The sequence below is a fragment of the Paenibacillus sp. J22R160 genome (genome assembly GCF_059692135.1).
This window is the reverse complement of record NZ_JCAUAU010000013.1, coordinates 1-18,372: the sequence shown is the minus strand read 5'-3', so window position 1 is coordinate 18,372 and position 18,372 is coordinate 1. Positions and strand designations below refer to the sequence as shown.

The 18,372-nt window shown below is 44.3% G+C and carries 17 protein-coding genes and 1 pseudogene; all 18 read right to left on the bottom strand.

Annotated features, from left to right (window positions below):
* Window positions 1-48 precede the first annotated feature (48 nt).
* Complete coding sequence (locus AC58UW_RS22255; protein ID WP_497422788.1) at window positions 49-888, bottom strand: carbohydrate ABC transporter permease; 840 nt, start codon at window positions 886-888, stop codon at window positions 49-51.
* A gap of 13 nt (window positions 889-901) precedes the next feature.
* On the bottom strand, window positions 902-1,786 hold the full coding sequence (locus tag AC58UW_RS22250; protein ID WP_497422787.1) for a carbohydrate ABC transporter permease: 885 nt from the start codon (window positions 1,784-1,786) through the stop codon (window positions 902-904).
* A gap of 75 nt (window positions 1,787-1,861) precedes the next feature.
* Complete coding sequence (locus tag AC58UW_RS22245; RefSeq protein ID WP_497422786.1) at window positions 1,862-3,175, bottom strand: ABC transporter substrate-binding protein; 1,314 nt, start codon at window positions 3,173-3,175, stop codon at window positions 1,862-1,864.
* A 145-nt stretch (window positions 3,176-3,320) separates the two neighbouring features.
* Window positions 3,321-4,367: a LacI family DNA-binding transcriptional regulator gene (locus tag AC58UW_RS22240; protein ID WP_497422785.1), complete on the bottom strand. Its 1,047-nt coding sequence runs from the start codon at window positions 4,365-4,367 to the stop codon at window positions 3,321-3,323.
* Window positions 4,368-4,993: 626 nt separating this feature from the next.
* A pseudogene (locus AC58UW_RS22235) lies at window positions 4,994-5,185 on the bottom strand (methyltransferase); the annotation flags it as partial.
* Between the two features lie 605 nt (window positions 5,186-5,790).
* Window positions 5,791-6,138 (bottom strand): hypothetical protein, encoded by a 348-nt coding sequence (locus tag AC58UW_RS22230; RefSeq protein WP_497422784.1) that lies wholly within the window; start codon window positions 6,136-6,138, stop codon window positions 5,791-5,793.
* A gap of 102 nt (window positions 6,139-6,240) precedes the next feature.
* Window positions 6,241-7,116, bottom strand: a complete 876-nt coding sequence (locus AC58UW_RS22225) for a GNAT family N-acetyltransferase (RefSeq protein WP_497422783.1) — start codon at window positions 7,114-7,116, stop codon at window positions 6,241-6,243.
* A 24-nt stretch (window positions 7,117-7,140) separates the two neighbouring features.
* On the bottom strand, window positions 7,141-7,749 hold the full coding sequence (locus tag AC58UW_RS22220; RefSeq protein WP_497422782.1) for a TetR/AcrR family transcriptional regulator: 609 nt from the start codon (window positions 7,747-7,749) through the stop codon (window positions 7,141-7,143).
* A 19-nt stretch (window positions 7,750-7,768) separates the two neighbouring features.
* Window positions 7,769-9,001, bottom strand: a complete 1,233-nt coding sequence (locus tag AC58UW_RS22215; RefSeq protein ID WP_497422781.1) for an aminopeptidase — start codon at window positions 8,999-9,001, stop codon at window positions 7,769-7,771.
* Between the two features lie 236 nt (window positions 9,002-9,237).
* The gene (locus tag AC58UW_RS22210) at window positions 9,238-10,509 is read right to left on the bottom strand and encodes an ATP-binding protein (protein WP_497422780.1); all 1,272 of its coding nucleotides are present in this window, start codon (window positions 10,507-10,509) and stop codon (window positions 9,238-9,240) included.
* Window positions 10,510-10,523: 14 nt separating this feature from the next.
* Complete coding sequence (locus tag AC58UW_RS22205) at window positions 10,524-11,507, bottom strand: aldo/keto reductase (protein ID WP_497422779.1); 984 nt, start codon at window positions 11,505-11,507, stop codon at window positions 10,524-10,526.
* Window positions 11,508-11,612: 105 nt separating this feature from the next.
* Window positions 11,613-11,813, bottom strand: a complete 201-nt coding sequence (locus AC58UW_RS22200; RefSeq protein WP_497422778.1) for a CLC_0170 family protein — start codon at window positions 11,811-11,813, stop codon at window positions 11,613-11,615.
* A gap of 15 nt (window positions 11,814-11,828) precedes the next feature.
* Window positions 11,829-13,046: a Ger(x)C family spore germination protein gene (locus AC58UW_RS22195; RefSeq protein ID WP_497422777.1), complete on the bottom strand. Its 1,218-nt coding sequence runs from the start codon at window positions 13,044-13,046 to the stop codon at window positions 11,829-11,831.
* A complete protein-coding gene (locus AC58UW_RS22190; protein ID WP_497422776.1) occupies window positions 13,027-14,142 on the bottom strand; it encodes a GerAB/ArcD/ProY family transporter in 1,116 nt (371 codons plus the stop codon). The genes AC58UW_RS22195 and AC58UW_RS22190 overlap by 20 nt, the downstream gene beginning before the upstream one ends.
* Window positions 14,090-15,805: a spore germination protein gene (locus tag AC58UW_RS22185; protein WP_497422775.1), complete on the bottom strand. Its 1,716-nt coding sequence runs from the start codon at window positions 15,803-15,805 to the stop codon at window positions 14,090-14,092. Before AC58UW_RS22185 ends, AC58UW_RS22190 begins: the two co-directional genes overlap by 53 nt.
* Window positions 15,806-15,967: 162 nt before the next feature.
* The gene (locus tag AC58UW_RS22180) at window positions 15,968-16,948 is read right to left on the bottom strand and encodes a glycoside hydrolase family 43 protein (protein WP_497422774.1); all 981 of its coding nucleotides are present in this window, start codon (window positions 16,946-16,948) and stop codon (window positions 15,968-15,970) included.
* 126 nt (window positions 16,949-17,074) lie between these two features.
* A complete protein-coding gene (locus AC58UW_RS22175) occupies window positions 17,075-17,815 on the bottom strand; it encodes a class I SAM-dependent methyltransferase (protein ID WP_497422773.1) in 741 nt (246 codons plus the stop codon).
* Between the two features lie 250 nt (window positions 17,816-18,065).
* Window positions 18,066-18,372 (bottom strand): transposase (locus AC58UW_RS22170; protein WP_497422772.1); only part of this gene is annotated, 307 nt, incomplete at its 5' end.

Here is an 18,372-nt window from a genome sequence, read left to right as displayed (position 1 = left end):
CTATGACATCGTATGTACATATAATGATAGCCTACTATATGTCAAACTTTAAGACTTACTTCCTGTGAATGCAATCCCTTGAATAAAGGAGCGTTGGAACACAAAGAAAATGATGATCATTGGCAAAATCGCCATCATAGAGCCTGCCATAATGATCGTGTAATTCGTTTTGTGCTCCCCTTCTAGGAAAGCGATTCCTGCGGAAAGCACCATTTTATCCGGTGAGGAATTAACGATCAGCGGCCACATCAAATCGTTCCATGACCACAGCATTGTGAAAATTGCCAACGCAATCATCCCGGATTTCGCAAGCGGCATCATGATTTGCCAATAAATTCGGAACTGGTTGCAGCCGTCCAGCTTCGCGGCTTCTTCCAGCTCATTAGGCAGCGTCATAAAAAATTGGCGCAGCAAAAATGTCCCGAAAGCACTAAATAAACCAGGTACAATCAGTGCTGTCAAAGAGTTCAACCAGCCGAGATCTTTCATAATCATATACTGCGGAATAAGGAACACTTGCCCAGGAACCATGAGCACGGACAACATCAGGATGAAAAAGAAGTGACGCCCAGGAAAAGCTATTCTTGCAAAAGCATATGCCGCTAACGAGCAGATAATAAGCTGGCCTATCACCTTAATTAAGGTTGTAATGAATGTATTCCAATAGAAAGTAAAAAACGGCAAGTTTACAAAGACCTTCGCATAGTTGCTCCATTGAAAAGCTTTTGGCAGCAAAACGGGAGGAATGGCCGTTGACTCTCCTAAAGTTTTGACTGATGTAAGAAACATCCAAATAAATGGCGTAACCATGATAATTGCACCTAATATGAGGATAAGATGGATTCCGCCGATCCGAAGCGATTTCTGATTGACTGGTTTCGTATTCATACACTCGCCCCTCTCATTCGTAGTGAACCCATTTCTTCTGAATTTTCATTTGAATATACGTAATCAGCATGATAATGATGAACAGCATGACGGCAATCGAAGAGGCGTACCCCTTGGCATTTTTGAGAAACCCGTATTTGTAGTATAGGAAAACAATCGACTGCGTAGATTCCATGACAATTTCGCCAACCATCATATAAATGTAATCAAAAACCTGGAACGCACCAATGAGGGATGTTACCATGACGAAAAAAATCGTCGGTGTTAATAGTGGCAGCGTAATTCGGTTGAATTTGGTGAAAGAACCTGCCCCATCGATTGATGCGGCTTCATAATAGGACTCCGAAATGCCTTGAAGGCCGGATAAAAAGATAATCATATGAGAGCCAATGGAACTCCAAATAGCAACGATAATGATAGATAGTAAAGCCGTGCGATTATCCGTCAGCCAGTGCGGTCCAGTAATGGACAATTTGCTGAGCACAAAGTTAATCAGTCCAAAGTCGGAATTGTACAACCACTTCCACACCATCGCAACCGCTGCAGGCATCGTGACGACAGGAAGAAAGTATAGGGTTCTATAAACCGATAGCCCCTTTACTTTTTGATTCAGTAAAACAGCTAATATGATAGATAAAATAATGCCGACCGGGACCGCCGTTATAATGTAGATTCCTGTATTCCGAAAGGCATAAAGCAGATTTTTATCCGTAAATAGCTGCTTATAATTCGCCAACCCAGACCATGTATACTTGCCGAATGAACCCCAATCCGTAAAAGAAAAATAAAAGGTTTGAAACACAGGCCAAATGTAGAAAACGAGCAATCCAAGCATAAAAGGTGTGATCATGATGTACGCCCACATCCAATCGGACCGGCGTTTCGAGCTGATTCGCATGAGTACTCACGCTCCCATGAGTGTAGTAAGGAGGAAGATTCGCTCCACGAGCAAGCGAACCTTCGCACCGCAAGCTTATTTTTCTGCAGCTAGCGCTTGATTCATTTTGGCGCCGAGCTCTTTGGCTGCGTCAGCTACCGGTTTATCTCCTGTCCATGCATTCTTCAAAATCTCGGTTTCATAGGTTGTCCATACGGATGTATTCTTGGATACCGGGTAAGGGGAAGCATACTCTGTCATATCGATGAAAGCTTTGGCGTGGTATTGCGGGAATGCCGCTAACCAAGCTGTTTCTGAGCCTTTGAAAGCCGGGATTGCTCCGCCTTGCTTAGCAGCAACTTCTGCAGCTTCCTTCGAGCCAAGGAATTTCACAAATTCCCATGCCTCTTTCGGATGCTTGGAATTGGCAGAGATGACATGGCCTAATCCGTGAATGACAACGCCTTGCTTCTTCCCTTTTGGCAGTGGAGCAACATCGGCATTATTTTTCATATCGGCATTCTGATTAATCGTGAAGGTTGCCCATGAACCGTCGAAATACATGGCCAGCTTGCCGGAAGTAAACAAGTCCGAAGGAGCCGTTTCTGTCATTTGCGCCAATGTAGGCGATACTTTATGTACTTGAATGAGATCCGTTAAAAATTTCAAGCCTTCAATCGCTTCTGGCTGATCATAACCCGACTTTTTGTGATCATCGGAGATAATGGTGCCCCCCGCTTGAAGAATCGTATTATAGTAAACCTCTTGATTCATCATTGGCGCTGCGAAGCCGTAGATACCTTTGCCAGGGTCGGTTAGCTTTTTAGCAGCTTCCGTTAACTTATTCCAATCCCACGTGCTGTCTGGATAAGAAATGCCTTTTTCATCGAAAAGCTTCTTGTTGTACCATAATCCAATGGTGTCATAGTCCTTGGGAATTCCGTAGTTTTTGCCGCCAAGGCTGTAAAGGGAAACGAGTGAAGTCGGATAATTTTTGAGATCCACTTGGTCCTTTTTAATGGTTTCGGACAAATCCATTAACATTTTATTTTCAGCATACTTGATAAAATTCGGACCGTTCATCCATAGGACATCAGGCATCGTTCCGCCCTGTGCCGCTGTTTCCAATTTGGTGAAATATTGCTTATACGGTGTATTCTCTGCTTTTACTTCAATGTTCGGATGACTGGCTTGAAAGGCTTTGATGACCTCCGTCATCGTATCCAAACCCCAACCGCCGTAGGTAATGGTTACTTTTTCACCGCTAGCCGCAGCAGTTGCTTTTGCATCACTTGCTGGCGTTCCGGATGAGACGGGATCAGATGTAGTTGAACTACCGCACGCACTTGCAACAACCATGGAAGACATCAACATTGCTAAGCAGACGACCTTTTTTGCATTCTTTACCATTTCGCAATCACCCTTTTTTTATATTTTTGAAAGAAACATGACCCTGCTAAAATTGGAATCCGTAAAAGCTGATTTCACCTCCTTGAAGTAGTGAATATATTTGGCGCCAAACTCAGGATAACGTTATCCAGAAAGTTAAAAAAAATTAGTTTCTACTAAATGTGGACGATTCTCTCACAATTACTTTATGTGGCAGCAATACTTTGGATAAAGCCAGCTGCTCTCCTTTTAACATTTCCAACAAGGTTGCGGCGGCCGTCATGCCGATCTCGACTTTCGGCACATGCACCGAAGAAAGTGGCGGTGTTGTGTATTGCGCGAAATCAATATTATCCATCGAGATGAAGGCGATATCCTCAGGAATTCGCAGCTGACTCTCGATCACAGCACGCATAGCTGGAATGGCCAATTGATCGCTTGCCGAAAAAATCGCCGTTGGACGCTCCACATCTGACCGTCTCAATTGCTCCTTCACGTATTCATAACTGCGGTCAATTTCCCAACGGGTGTCTATCACCCAGTCTTTGTGTAAGGGAATACCCGCATCATACATCGCGAATTTGTAGCCTTGGAACCGCTCTTCACTGTTGAGCTCACCCGTATGTCCTGGCCCGCCGACAAATCCGATTGAACGGTGACCCTGTGCAATGAGATGATCGACAGCCGATTTGGCAGCGTGGATACGGTCGTAGTCCACCATCGTAATCTCAGTCCCATTGGTGCAAATGCCAATCAAGACTAGATCCTCAACTTTTTGCATGTAGTCAAGAATTGCCGGCCCAACTTCGCCTACGATGATGATGCCATCCACTTGAATATCATGGATGCAGCGATGCAGCAGAGCATCGTCCGCAAGCTCGCCTGAGGTATGTATGAAGGCTAACGAATAGCCTGATTCCAAAATCTTTTTCGTAAAAGCCGTAATAATGGGCGAATAGTAGGGATGATCGTCATTGAGTCGTGCCGTTTGAATAATGCACCCGATTTGTTTGGTTTGTCTCTTCTCGGTCTTCTGCTTATTCACAAGATGGCGTGCTGACTCGTTCGGCGTGTAATCGAGCTGACGAACGGCCTCCCATACTTTGGCCCTTGTCTCGGGATTAATATGCCTGCTAGTATCATTCCTTACGACCCGCGAGGCTGTTGAAATGGAGACGCCCACTAAATCAGCGATATCCTTAAGTGTAGGCATAGTGACAGCTCCTTTTTATCCAAAACCATGATCCAAATTCTTGCCCAAACGTTTTCCTGAGCTTTCTTAAATATTAATGTATACCCTTACATTGTGTCAATATGGTTACGAATAGAATTCTTCGTTTTGTTTTTCAGTACAATTTTGTCATGCTTGTCCTGGATTAACAGACGGTATTTTATGGGAAAATCTTTTGCCATAGTTTGTATAGCCAGAAAATCAACGTGCTGTTGCACAAGATCAATAATAAATTTACTAGCAGTCCAATCACAAAAAGTGTCTTCCGCTTCTTAACTTCGGTATGTTGTAGATAAGGTTTCATATACTTCAACTCTTTGTAATCCACTAAACCCTGAAGAATACCAAATATTGAGACTACAGTCCAAACCACGAGAAATATAAGAAAGAAAAATGAGCAGAAGATCAAGGTCGAATATTGGTTGGAAAATAGCCTAATAAGGTAGCAGGTAGAAACGGAAAATAGTAAGATCGCCCAGCCTGTAGCCCCAGCTATGATCGGTTTTCTAAAAAGCCTTTTACTTTCTGTGTTCATCTTTTCACCACACCAAATGAAATCTTCATGTTAGGAGCATAAGTTAACATCGAATTCTCATTGAACATTTTGTTGAACCCTCAGATAAAAGCGGTAACAGCTTCAGCCCCAAATATCCATAGCCACAACCATTATCGATGACGTTCACTGGATGAGTGATTTTCCAAACTATCTTCACTAGGAACTCCAAGTAGTCATCGTTGTAATATAAATCCCTCGTGTTTCTTAAATATTCAATTTTGTTATCCCAGTAATAATCAGACATTTTAGGACTCCTTTTTGAATTTCTTTTATCTGTCGATTGCCTCTTGTTTCCATCCAATTGCCTGGCTCCAAAGACTTGCCTTTCGCATCCTATCCAAGATCATAGGTTCTTTCGATTCTTAGCATTTACATTAATTCCCTATGTTACAGAATATCCCTTCAACTAAGTGTGAAAAACGAAATTAGACCCAAATCAAAAGACCCAAGTTCGCTTCGCTGCAGCAATAGAGGGAATACCTACCGTTAATCTGCTCTGTGCCGGTTCGGGGAACGAATTAACAGTAGAAACGCCTGCTAAAATCATTGATCTATAGCCGAAATCGTTCTATTCGCTCCGATTAGCGGGAGTAATTCCAGTTACTTTGTCAAACAGGCTCCAAATTAGGCCATTAACAGGAGTATTCGGCGTTATTCTCAAGCAATCCCTATAACTCGGTAGACCAGCTCCCTCAAGGAAAGCCTAAGCGAAATTCTCGCTAGGTTTTATTGAAATTTGTTTTTAGTTGTTAAGGTGAAGGTTGACTGTATAGTACATAGGGTTATGCAATGGTGCACGGTCGGTAAAAGCAACAAAAAAGACAGTCTCAACAGACTGTCTCCTCTCTCCTAAAACTGATGGCCACACGCCGAGCAGAATTTGGTGTCGGCCACAACGACTTTACCGCAGACGCACTCTTTCTCATTGCGCAACTCAATGATTTTTTGATCCAAGGCGGCAATTTCTTGCTTAACTGCGTCGATACCAAGACTGAATCTCTCTACAATCTCGCCAGCGCGGGCTATATCTCCCGACATATAAGCCGTATACACGGATTCTCCAATGAGATTATAAAATTTCTCTATCTCCTTCTCCTTGGTAGAAACTTGCGCTTTTAGCTTCGTCAGCTCAACAGTTTGCTGAGCTTTCTTCGCGGCATCCGTTGCACCTTGTTTGACCTTATCAAAAAAAGACATAGGGTACCCCTCCATCTCATCGTTTTTCATCTCATAACGATTCATATGCGCCCCATGCCAAACTAATACGTCAGGTTCAAATGTTCCGAGCTAGCGGAACATTCAAATATGTCGCAGCATGTGCACCTGCCGGACAAAAGATGTGAACCCTAATCCCGCAAGCAGCCCATTTAACGCCTCATTGGAATGTCTAATATTCATCGTTAATCGTGTACATGTAGAGGTAAGTGGCGCGAATACTTCCCTTAAAGCCGCTTTCAGAATCTCAGTTTCATCCTCGCGTCCTGGAAGTGCTTCACATTGATAGAGCACGAACGATGACAAGCTGCCATTTTCCGCATAAACTCGCTTGAATAGCGCATAACCAACCACTTCCTCAGCATCGGTTACGATTATGCTTTCGCCGCCTTTCATACTAGCCCATTGAGTCTGCCATGCAGACATCGGCCTATTGAATGGCACAGCAATAACTTCAACAGGATGTCCCCGATGCAAAGTATAACGTCCTTGGAATTTTGATTCCAGCACTCTAACATTGAGCTCTCCCGTATGCTGCAAGCAGATAAGCTGTTCAATAATCTCGTAGCCAACTTTCTGGTAAAGTTTAATAGCAGCTTCATTTTGTACAAGCGCTTCAAGTAAGGCAATGTCTACATCCTGCTCTTGATATAATTGCAGGTTTCTAGTCATCAGGTGTTTTCCGAATCCTTTCCCCCTATAGTCAGGAACAATCCCGGTACCGCCGTTCCATGCCACTTTTTTCCCTTCTATGGTGCGAAATCCGTTCATGACGAATCCAATCGGCTCTTCATTTTCACACATCACCAACGAATCCTCCAAGGAGAGACCTTCATTAACGGTTCTTGCCATAAATTTGCTCATATCCAATGTACTATTGAGAAAATACCCTTCGAAGCCTTTATTCCAAAGCCCCACCATATCTTCCGCAGACATTTCGCTCATTCTTTTGAAAATCATAGCTATCCTCCTTCGGTTCAAGAGTTATCCCATGATATAGCGGAATACCATACTTTCCATATCGTCAATAGTGCGCTTATAGTCGGCTTCCTCGCCACTTAACATGTAGTGCAGCGCTAGGCCATCCCGGATTGACCAGAATAACCGAGATGCCGCCGCGCTATCCAGATCCGCACGAAATTCACCTGTTAACTTGCCGCCATCTATGATCTCCTTAATAAACACTAAGGCTTTGTCAGCGTACTCATTCCATCGCAGCGTTAACTGAGGTTGGCGCGCAGCATACAGCATAAACTCCAGATGAAAAGCCATCCATTTGCGAAGTTCCGTCAGCGATTGGCCGCGAAACCGGCTATACATGTAGCGGATTTGATCCGCAGCGCTTGGCATGCTCTTGAAGAGCTCTGTAGAATTCTCCAACATGGCATTCATTTTATCGTCGGCCATTTGGATATACATTTCTTCCTTACTGGCAAAATAGCTATAAATAGCGCCTTTGCTAATCCCCAAATGCCGTACAATATCATCTATCGTCGTAGCCTGGAAGCCTTTTTCCGTAAAACAGTGGAGCGCTCCCTCTAGAATGATCGCCTTTTTCTCTTCTTTGTAGGCTTGCGTAACTTTCGGTGACATGCTGCTCCTCCGTTTTCTTCTAAATTACCCATTCCCCGCTGCGGAATAACGGCTCTACTTCACCATTCTTCTTGATCCCGTCGATGTCCATATCGGCCGAACCCATCATAAAATCTACATGTGTCAAACTTTCGTTTAAGCCACGTTTCAGCAGTTCTTCACCGCTCATCGTTACGCCATCTTTCAAGCAAAACGGGAATGCCCGGCCGATCGCAAAATGGCAGGAGGCGTTTTCATCATATAAGGTATTGTAGAAGACTAGATTCATATCAGAGATCGGCGAGCGATGCGGCACAAGCGCAATCTCCCCCAAATAATGAGAGCCTTCATCCATCTCAACGAGACTTCGCAGCATCTCTTCACCTTTTTCCGCTCGAAAATCAATGATCTTCCCCTCTGCAAAGGTTAGGGAGAAATTTTCGATAAGTACGCCGTTATAGCTGAGCGGCTTCGTGCTTCTTACGATACCATTAACACCAGACCGAAAAGGAGATGTAAACACTTCTTCTGTCGGCATATTCGCGATAAAGCTATCTCCGTGCTGATTATTGCTGCCGGCCGATACCCATAAATGGTCCTGTGGCAATGTGACCGTAATGTCCGTACCTTCCGCGCGGTAATGCAGCGCTTTATACTGCTTCTGATTCAGCAAATCAGATTTGGAAAGCAGCGTATTGGCATGATTTCTCCATTCCTCAATTGGATCCTCTTTGTCAACCCGCGTTGCTTGAAAGATAGCGCTCCATAAGGCATCAACACGCTCCTCTTTCGGGAGTGAAGGGAAGACTTTATCCGCCCAAGCTGGCGTTGGAACAGCGACAATCGTCCAACTGACTTTGTTCGTTAATCTTGCCATCGTCAGCCCTTTTGTTGCTGTGCTTGATGTTTTGCTAGCGGTTTGAAGGCGTTTGGGATCAATACCATTCATAAGATCTGGGTTATTCGCAGAGACATATAGGAAAGCAGCATTTTGGCTTGCTAGTTCTTCATAGCCTTTTGCCTGCCACATCGGGTGTTCAAGTAGGGCTTCGAATGGCGCCAATTCATATTTCAAGCGAGTAATTTCACTGTCAAACCACTCCACATACACATGCTTTGCTCCTATTTCGTAAGCGCGTTTTACCAGCAAGCGTACAAAATCCACCGATACTAGAGGTGCGAAAATGACTAGTGTTTGTCCCGGCTGCACATTAATTCCTAGTTGTATGGCCAAAGACGCATATTTCGTTAAATTGTCTTGGTGTTTAGTCATTGAAATCCTCCTCATCTTTTCAATTTCTTCAAAATGACTACTCAGTCGTTTTTATTATCATTCCAAATCGTGACAACTGTCAAGGGCATTTGTAAAAGTTTCTTTAAGTTGATTGGATTGTATGAATCATCTGCTCACGTGCCTGCGTAGCTGAGATCGGAACTTTTTCTCAATCATTCGTATCATCGGAATAAACAAAAAAAGAGCTGCCCCTGGCAAGCTCCTCAAGTAACTTATTATTCAAATCCTCGCGGATCTGCTGGAAAGGAGATTTTAAATTCCGTCCCTTTGCCTACTTCACTTGTCATATTTATTTTCCCCTTCATAGCTTGAATAAGACTGAATGAGACCATCGTACCAAGGCCAGTGCCTTTTTCTTTGGTGGAAAAATACGGCGTGCCGAGTCGGCTAATTTGTTCCTTCGTCATGCCAATTCCGTTATCACGTATTGTTATAATCATTTTATGGTTCTGTTCTTTTAGTCCAATTTCTAAAACGCCACCGCTTTTCGACATCGCCTCAATGGCATTTTTTCCGATATTAATCAGCGCTTGTCTGAGCTTATTCCGGTCCCCATGGATGAACATTTGACCATCCTGCAAGGTCACATCAATTTTGACATCGTTATAATTCGCAATCGTTAATAGTACCTGAGAAACGTACTGCACTTCATCTTTCATAAGGATTAGCTCGTCTTTCTCCGGCTCAGGCTTTGCGATGGCCAAGTAGTCACTAATGATGACTTGTGCACGATCTAATTCTTCCAGTGAGATTTGCTGATAAAATTGGAGCTTCGACGGGGCCAAATGTGGCACTCCCATGAGTTGAATAAAACCTCTCACCGCCGTGAGCGGATTTCTAATTTCATGGGCGACGGAAGCCGCCATCTCGCTGACAATCCTCATTTTCTCACCATGGACGGCTTCTTCCTGCATATGAATATACTTTTGCTGAAACTCGATCAGATAAATAAAGACGCTTATTACAATACTTTGCAGAATATAAGTCTGGGATGAGGAGATTAGATTGGCTGTGAAAAGATCCAGCTTACCCACGCTCGTTAAATAGATAAGAAAGCTTACGATTTTAACCGCGATACAAACAATTATGGCAGAAACGATTTTATTGATTAGACTCAATTGCCGGTATCTTTTTAGCAGCAAGGCTACAAAAATAATTGTTGGAATAAGCGAAACGGCATAAATGAAATTATTTGGATTTCCGAGAAGGTAGCGGACAACAATAATTGCAGCATACAGGAACATCGAAACATAAATTCCGCCATACAGGGAGCCGACAATCAGCGGAATGGAACGAAAATCATAGATCAAACCATTCATATTTACCGGAATTGACATCGCGAACCCAATGGCTATTGTGAAAAAAAAGCAAAGCCACAGCCGGTACTTCATGCTATGACTTTGTGATTTATACAAATAAGGATAAACAACAAGCGGAGAAAAAATTAAGAAAATATTTAAGATAAAGTCTTTAATAAATTCAATCATGGAAACATCATCTTCTAATAAGGCCCCCGAATGTAGTCTTTGACCTTATCCTCATAAAAGGTATGAAGACGAGCCAGCTCTTCCTCACGAAAGGATGGCGTCTGCTCCGTTCCGAGGTTATCTACGACTTGACGTTCGTTTTTGAAGCCTGGAATCACACATGTAAGATCAGGATTGTCCAAAATCCAGCGCATAGAAGCTTGCGCCATGTTGCCGCGGCCTTCTGCGATCCATGCCAGTTCCCTTGCTAGCTCCACTCCCTTGGTAAATGGAAGCCCGGCAAACGTCTCGCCTACGTTGAACTGTGCGCCATCCGCATTGAAATTCCGGTGATCATCCGCAGCGAATGTGCTCGTTTCCGTGAATTTCCCGGTCAGCAAGCCACTGGCTAGCGGGAGTCTGACTAGAATCCCTACTCCCGCAGCTTTCGCCTGCGGAAACAAAGCTTCGGCTGGTTTTTGCCGGAAAAGGTTATAAATCACTTGCAGCGCCTTGACGCCAGGCTTGCTGAGCGCGAACAAACCTTCTTCCACTGTCTCGACACTAACGCCGTAATGGCGAATTTTCCCTTCAGCTTTGAGCTTATCCAGTACTTCGAAGACGTGACCGTCCTTTAAGATGGCTAGCGGCGGGCAGTGAATTTGATAGAGATCGATGCGTTCGCGATTCAACCTTTTCAAGCTATCCTCGCAATACTGGCGAACCCTTTCCTCTGAATACGTTTTCGAATCATAAATATCCCCAGCCCGGCAAAATTTTGTTGCTATGTAAATGTCATCTTCTTTTCCTTTAGTTGCCTTAGCTAACAGCTCTTCCGCATGCCCAGATCCATATACATCAGCTGTATCAAAGAAGTTAACCCCTGCATCCATTGCCAGGTGTAGGCCTTTAATGGCTTCATCATCGTTAGCTTGTCCCCAGCCCCCACCGATAGCCCATGTGCCAAAGCTAACTTCACTAATGCTAAGTTCCGTATCACCTAGTTGACGGTATTTCATTCCTACTCCCCCTCCGGTTTTCTAAGAGATGTACAACATGTAATTCTTCTCCGTCTACATCCTGTATCCCTTCTTTAGCAGCCCTATTGAGGTGATTTACTTCTGTTATTTCCAGAACCACTTTTCATATACCAGATATCCAATATAGGAAAGGACCCCCAAGCTGATATTCAACCATCCGGCAAATAGAGCCCCTTTTTTCTCCCTCAACAAGTTGGCTTTGGTATAAATTTTCACATCGAAAACTAAGACGAGCAATCCGGAGATCAGCAGCAGCAAAACCGTATAATTATTAAAGGTGATCATTGGCTGAATCCTTCCTTACTTCGTTTTCGTCCCTATCCGTCTAATTTTAACTTGCATCGAGACATCAACGGACATCTCTTTATATTGCCTTTCCCACTTTTCCTTGGTTTTAATTTCCTTGTTCCAATACGCTGGTTGAGTCGCACGTACATATTCCCCGAAGCCGAAAATGTCGCTCCCGTCTTTCTGTGTCTGCTGGATGAAATTTTTAAATCCCTCCGCAGCATCTTTTTGAATCTTCTCTTCCAGCTTGATCAAATTGTTTCTCGTCATGAGCACCTTCTCATTTGATTTTTCCGTTAAGTCCCCTTCGACTTGGCATCTTATGCTCGCAAACACTTTCCCATTTTTAATGGTTGTTGTTATTTTCGACTTACGATGCGTGGTTTTAAACATAACTGACGTATTGGATTCCGGCATTTCCTGAAGGATACTGTAACCGCCAGGGTTCAATTCCTTTATTGCCATATAGTGGCCGATTTGCAAAGCAGTTGAAGTGCCAACCATTTTATCATTTTTAAAATAAGCCATTCCCGCAATTTCAATATTCGATTCCTTCTTTAACTCCAAGTAGGGAACAGTCCCTTCTTGCCCTTTAGCCGAACTGGCACTGAAAAAAACACCTAAGAAAATGTTGGGCAGCTTACCCATTTCTCTGGCGTGCTCCAAGGTCGCAAGCAAATATAAGGTGGGTACGCGCTCCAATTGCGGAGTGGCATTCATAATGTCTGCTGCGTCTCCTTTGGAAACAACCATCCAGACCGTTCTTCGGACTTGAGGTTGGCGGCGAAAGAAGTCATTCTCGTTCTGAATCCCTTTTTTGGCGACAGACTCCGACAGTACAATGACTCGCAAATGGCCATAGAACAACCGATCTGCTAGCTGCTGTTGCAGATTCATTAAACAATCCTCGATGGTGTATCCTACGCTGGTCAAGACCCAGACCGGTTTTTGATCAGCCGGTCCCCCCGTGCCGCCTCCTGTACCTAGGGGAATGCGCCCTGGTACAGCAATTTGTACGGTGATACGAATTAATCCTTTATTTGTTTTAGGGTCTTGTTTAAGAATATGTGTCGCATTGCTAGTTTCTTCCTCATCTCCCGGCTTTGCTTCATCGATGCCAATTGCTAAAACTACAGCACGATCTTCGATTTCAAGGCGATCCCAGCAGCCTGAAAGCAAAGGGGCCATCAACACGAAAACAAGAATCTGTTTAATCAGATTTTGCCACAAGTTGATCACCCCGACTTTTTTTCTTGCGAATCAATGCCACAACAAACAAGATGAATGGATACACCACCGTGAAGACTAATCCCCAGCGCCCGACAACTTGAATGATTTCATACATCTGCAGCAAATTTTGAGGAAACATCGCCATCACATAAATAAAGGGTACTAGAAAAAAGGTAAACATTTTGTGATCCTTGAGACGTAAGAGTTGGCTAGTACAATAAATAGCTAAGTAATAGGAAGACAGTAATGTCGTAAACACCGCCGTAACCCATACAGCTAGAAAAGCCCCATCTAAACGCTCCAGTATGTTCGCAGGCAGTGAAGTTGTTTTGGCTAATTCCAAGGTTGGCCACACTAATTTTTTGATTTCCTCTGCTCCAAATACACCAACTGTCGCAATGACGATCAGTACATATAAAGCCCCTGAAATGCCCATGCCGATATAGCCGGCAATCATGGCCTTCTCGGGCCTCCGCATCGCTGGTATGACAATGGTCATGACAAAGGAGCCTTGAAATAAGGCTGCCATCGTGAGGATGCCCCCTGACACTCCGCTTGGTTCATTTCCCCATAAGGGGAGCAAATTGACTAAATGCGCATTCTTAAGTGAAAGCACAACGATCAATAAGCCAGGAAATACGATGACCGGGAAATAAAAATGATGGAAATAGGTAAACGTGGTTATATCCGCGCGCGAGGAAACAGCTGCTAGCAGCAGCATAACAATAACCGTCACTTCAAGCGGTGTTTTCATCAAAACGGACGTTACGACGACTTCACCAAATTCTCGTGCTGCCAGTGCAGTGATTAGAGCAAAGAAAGCAATGATCAACACACTGAATACGCCTGCCGTCCATTTGCCGATTAATTCCTTGCTGTATTCAACAATCGATTGATCAGGAAATCGCATTCCGAGCTTTGTTAGCAGCCAAAGACCTGCTAATCCAAGCAATAAGCCGAGAAATGTAACTAGCGGCGCACCGGAATCAGCAGCTCGGACAGCAAAAAGCGAGAGAGCCAGCACCCCCACTCCAATAATCGTACTAATCAGTATGATCGCGGCTTGAATCACTGTTATCTGGCGAGGATGCTCCATAGGTCACGTTCCTCCTATCTCCAACTTTCAAAGGGTCTAACGTATTGTTGGCCGGTATGTCACTCATTTCTTTCGTTAATTTACTTAGGCGAGTGTCATTGGGTGTATGTAAAAGCGCAGGTCTTTTGGGCATCGACCAAAGGGGTAATCGGGCCAGCGTGTCTTTCATCCCTTGGAAATTTCCTGGCACAATCGGGCTCAAGTATGGAACACCGAATGAACGCAAGGAAAGCATATGGTTGGCGATCAAGATTAATCCGATCATCACGCCATATAGGCCGAAGATACCTGACAAGATCACAAGCGGGAATCGCAACAGTCTAAGGGCTAGAGCTGCATTGTAGGCCGGCGTTGCAAAGGAACCTATCGTCGTTAACGCAATGATAACAACCGTAATCGGTGAGATAAAACCCGCTGCAACCGCTGCTTGTCCAACAACGAGCACACCAACAATGGAAAGTGCGCCACCAACCTGCTGTGGAAGCCGCAACGTCGCTTCCCTCAAAACTTCCATGGAGATTTCCATGATTAATACTTCAATGACAGAGGGGAATGGCACCCCTGCTCTACCGCCTGCTACCGCGACGGCGAACTCCGTTGGAATCAGCTCCGGATTGAACGAGATCAGAGCCACATACAACGATGGAAAGATCAGCGAGAATACTAGCGCAACGAGGCGAGAAAGACGTATGAAACTAACGAGGAGATACCGCTCCGAGTAATCCTCCACCGTTTGGTAAAATTGACTGAAGACGGTTGGCAAAATAAGAGCAAAAGGTGATCCGTCTACTAACAGAATCACCCTGCCTTCCAGCAAATTGGCGACGGCCTTGTCTGGCCGTTCTGTGTTTTGAATCTGCGGAAACGGTGAGACATGGTTATCCTCGATAAATTGCTCCAAATAGCCCGCGTCAAGGACGCCATCAATATCAATCAACGATAGACGTCTAAACACTTCTTCAACGAGTGCTGGATTTACAATGCCATTGATGTAACAAAGAGCCACTTTGGATTTCGTAATTCGCCCGATCCGTATGGTTTTAATGCGCAAATCCGGTGTTGGAAGCCGATAGCGGAGAAGCGCTAAGTTCGTACCCAGCATTTCGATAAAACCTTCTCGGGCTCCCCTGATGACCTGTTCCGTTTCCGGTTGTGAGATTGCACGCTTGTCAACTTGGCGGGTACTGAATACAAAAGCATCCGCCAGGCCGTCAACCAAAATGACGGTTTTCCCTTCTACAATAGCTTGGATGATCTCATCCAGCTCGGTTTCTGTTCTGCCTTCACACGAATACAAGGTATCGTTCAAAAGATAATCTCTCATGGAACGGTTATCGGCCCTCGGATATTCCTTTGAGGTCGTTAACATCAAGGGCTTCAATATATGATCATTCAAATGCTGTTTATCAATTAAGTCAGCGAAATACAAAGCTGCTGCCGGATGCTCGTCACATATGCAAAAACGGCGCATAATGAAATCATCGTTGTCGCCAAGTATGCTTTGAACAAAGTCCAATGAATCATCGAGTTGTCGGCTAATTTTTGCGTCTTTGTTTCTTTCTAAAAACTGATGGGCTGGTGTTTCTGCTCGTGGGAGTTTTGGAGGCTGTTGACTTTGGGGCCCTAGACTTCTCCGACGCCTATACCATTGCCAAATCGTCATCCGAATACGCCCCCTGTACCTCTTTAGATGATTGCAGTTTACTTGTTTCCCAATCATTGCCTTCCATGTATTTTTATCCAAAACTGAGATTCTATGCATGAATAAAAACAGCCCCCTCAAGTCTTGTTAGACTATTGGGAGCAGTTTTATAGGAATCGTTGTTTATTTATAAGGGTCTATCGTTTGGATGGTACCGTCTGCGTTATACTTCAGCTCCGTGTATTTCACGCAGCGTTTATGGTTAACCCCGTCCGATAGGGAACAATCATGATAAAATAAATACCATTTATCCTCGAATTGAACGATGGAATGATGCGTTGTCCAGCCGATAACTGGCGTCAGGATCGTCCCTTTGAAAACATACGGCCCTTGCGGATGCTCGCTCATCGCATACACGAGACAATGTGTTGTCCCCGTCGAATAAGAAAGATAATAATATCCATTGTATTTATGAACCCATGGACCTTCGAAATATCGTCTGTCCTCGTCCCCTGCAAGAATGGGATTGCCTTCTTCATCCACAATCTTGATTTCCTGCGGCTCGTCTGTGAATGTGAGCATATCCTCACTTAAAACAGCCACTCTTGGTCCCAAAGCTGGTTCATTCTCCGCTGGCCCCTTAGCATCAGGAAGAAATGTTCCTGTCTGCCATTTCTCAAGCTGGCCGCCCCAAAGTCCGCCAAAGTAAACATAAGCTTTGTTATCCTCGTCGATGAACACAGCGGGATCAATGCTGTAGCTGCCAGGGATATAATTTTCTTCAGCCTTGAAAGGACCTGCTGGAGTTGAGCTTGTAGCGACGCCAAGTCTGAAGATATTCTCTTTGTCCCGAGCTGGGAAAAAGAGATAATACGTATTGTTCTTGTACGCTGCGTCTGGCGCCCATAATTGCTGCTTCGCCCATGGAATATCTCTCAGGTGCAAAGCCTCGCCATGATCCACACAAGGCGAATTAAAATCGTCCATGGAGAGAATATGATAATCTTCCATCGCGTATTGATCACCATTATCATTAGACGGTCCATCATGGTCAAGATCATGGGAAGGGTAAATATACAACTTGCCTTCAAACACGTGGGCAGATGGATCAGCCGTGTAAATATGCGTAACTAAAGGTTCTTTAGGCTGTGCTGACTTGTTCATGTCCAAATTCTCCTCGTCGCTATACTTAGTTTGTTTAATGTATAAACTTACAATACTAATTATAACCAAGTTGGCTTAACAAGCAAGAAAATTATGCACCAGGTCATGAAACCGTCAGAAAAGGGCTTATTTGTTGTTTTTCGATGCTGCAATTAAGAGGAAAATAGGACGCCGGGTCTCGTCTCGCATTTCCGGATACTTGTCCAGCGCTTCTTGCGTTGGTTGAGGCTCAAACAGCTTATTTATGCTGAAGCCTGCATCGATTAGCGCGTTCATATAAGTGGTCACCGTTCGATGATATTTGATGACATCTGTTTCAAGGAATCTTGCCTGCCTTAGTCCCTCATTCTGATAGTTGTCGACAGGCCAATGCAGGCGTTCGCCTTGTGGACCATAATACCAATCTTGTTCAGCACGCGAAGTGAAGATCGGATGTTCGACGGAAAGGATGAATCTTCCGCCTTCTGTTAAGCAATGATAGACCTTTTGACAGAGCTCGGCGAAATGTTCCACATAATGAATAGCAAGTGACGAAATCACCACATCAAACTGACCAGCAGGATAATCGATGTCCTCAATCGCAAGTCTGCGATAAGTAATGGCCTCATCGCCGGTTAGTTCTTTTGCGCGCTCTAGCATTTTTTCAGAGAGATCCACTCCTACAACGGAACGAGCCCCTTTCTCACGCGCATATCGACAATGCCAGCCGTATCCACAGCCAAGATCAAGCACGGTTTTCCCCGATAAATCGGGAAGCAGCGCGCGAAGTGCAGGCCATTCCCCTGCTGCATCCAGCCCCCCTGTCGAGCGTGCCATTTGGCTGTATTTTTCAAAAAAGCTGTGATCATCGTATTTGTTTTGTTTCATACTTTTCCCTGGCTCCTTTTACAATTCGACTATTCTAATAGCCTAATACATAAAAACCAATCATATCAAGTAAAGAATTAGATCGATTATTTGTAAATAACGCCGATTCCTCCTGCTAATGTTCGCTTCAAAACCACTTTTGCCTGATTAACAGGATTTTCTATCGCTAATTTTCCATAACATACTAGTTCCAGGTAGCAATCGACGATTTAGCAGTAGTTTTGGACCTCTGTCAAGAAAGTGGACACTCTTATCCCGTTTTTTTGTTCTTGAACTGCGCAGCAAAGCGAGCTGGTGACATGTAACCTATCGCACCGTGGATTCGCTTGCGGTTATAGAAAAACTCAATGTATCGGTAGATCTCGTCGTACGCTTGTTGTTTTGTTCGAAATCGCTTTTGGAAAATGAGTTCTTTTTTAAGAATGCTATGAAACGACTCCATACAAGCGTTGTCATAGCAATTGCCTTTGCGACTCATGCTTGGAATCATTTTGTAGTCCTTAAGCTGTTGTTGGTACTCTACCGAGGCATATTGCGATCCGCGGTCCGAATGATGT

What these genes read in the sequence shown, in the direction of transcription:
- AC58UW_RS22240 (WP_497422785.1), bottom strand. Translation starts at nt 4,367, where the DNA reads ATGCCTACACTTAAGGATATCGCTGATTTAGTGGGCGTCTCCATTTCA.
- AC58UW_RS22185 (WP_497422775.1), bottom strand. Translation starts at nt 15,805, where the DNA reads ATGACGATTTGGCAATGGTATAGGCGTCGGAGAAGTCTAGGGCCCCAA.
- AC58UW_RS22245 (WP_497422786.1), bottom strand. Translation starts at nt 3,175, where the DNA reads ATGGTAAAGAATGCAAAAAAGGTCGTCTGCTTAGCAATGTTGATGTCT.
- AC58UW_RS22255 (WP_497422788.1), bottom strand. Translation starts at nt 888, where the DNA reads ATGAATACGAAACCAGTCAATCAGAAATCGCTTCGGATCGGCGGAATC.
- AC58UW_RS22230 (WP_497422784.1), bottom strand. Translation starts at nt 6,138, where the DNA reads ATGTCTTTTTTTGATAAGGTCAAACAAGGTGCAACGGATGCCGCGAAG.
- AC58UW_RS22215 (WP_497422781.1), bottom strand. Translation starts at nt 9,001, where the DNA reads ATGACTAAACACCAAGACAATTTAACGAAATATGCGTCTTTGGCCATA.
- AC58UW_RS22250 (WP_497422787.1), bottom strand. Translation starts at nt 1,786, where the DNA reads ATGCGAATCAGCTCGAAACGCCGGTCCGATTGGATGTGGGCGTACATC.
- AC58UW_RS22205 (WP_497422779.1), bottom strand. Translation starts at nt 11,507, where the DNA reads ATGAAATACCGTCAACTAGGTGATACGGAACTTAGCATTAGTGAAGTT.
- AC58UW_RS22180 (WP_497422774.1), bottom strand. Translation starts at nt 16,948, where the DNA reads ATGAACAAGTCAGCACAGCCTAAAGAACCTTTAGTTACGCATATTTAC.
- AC58UW_RS22210 (WP_497422780.1), bottom strand. Translation starts at nt 10,509, where the DNA reads ATGATTGAATTTATTAAAGACTTTATCTTAAATATTTTCTTAATTTTT.
- AC58UW_RS22225 (WP_497422783.1), bottom strand. Translation starts at nt 7,116, where the DNA reads ATGATTTTCAAAAGAATGAGCGAAATGTCTGCGGAAGATATGGTGGGG.
- AC58UW_RS22200 (WP_497422778.1), bottom strand. Translation starts at nt 11,813, where the DNA reads ATGATCACCTTTAATAATTATACGGTTTTGCTGCTGCTGATCTCCGGA.
- AC58UW_RS22175 (WP_497422773.1), bottom strand. Translation starts at nt 17,815, where the DNA reads ATGAAACAAAACAAATACGATGATCACAGCTTTTTTGAAAAATACAGC.
- AC58UW_RS22220 (WP_497422782.1), bottom strand. Translation starts at nt 7,749, where the DNA reads ATGTCACCGAAAGTTACGCAAGCCTACAAAGAAGAGAAAAAGGCGATC.
- AC58UW_RS22190 (WP_497422776.1), bottom strand. Translation starts at nt 14,142, where the DNA reads ATGGAGCATCCTCGCCAGATAACAGTGATTCAAGCCGCGATCATACTG.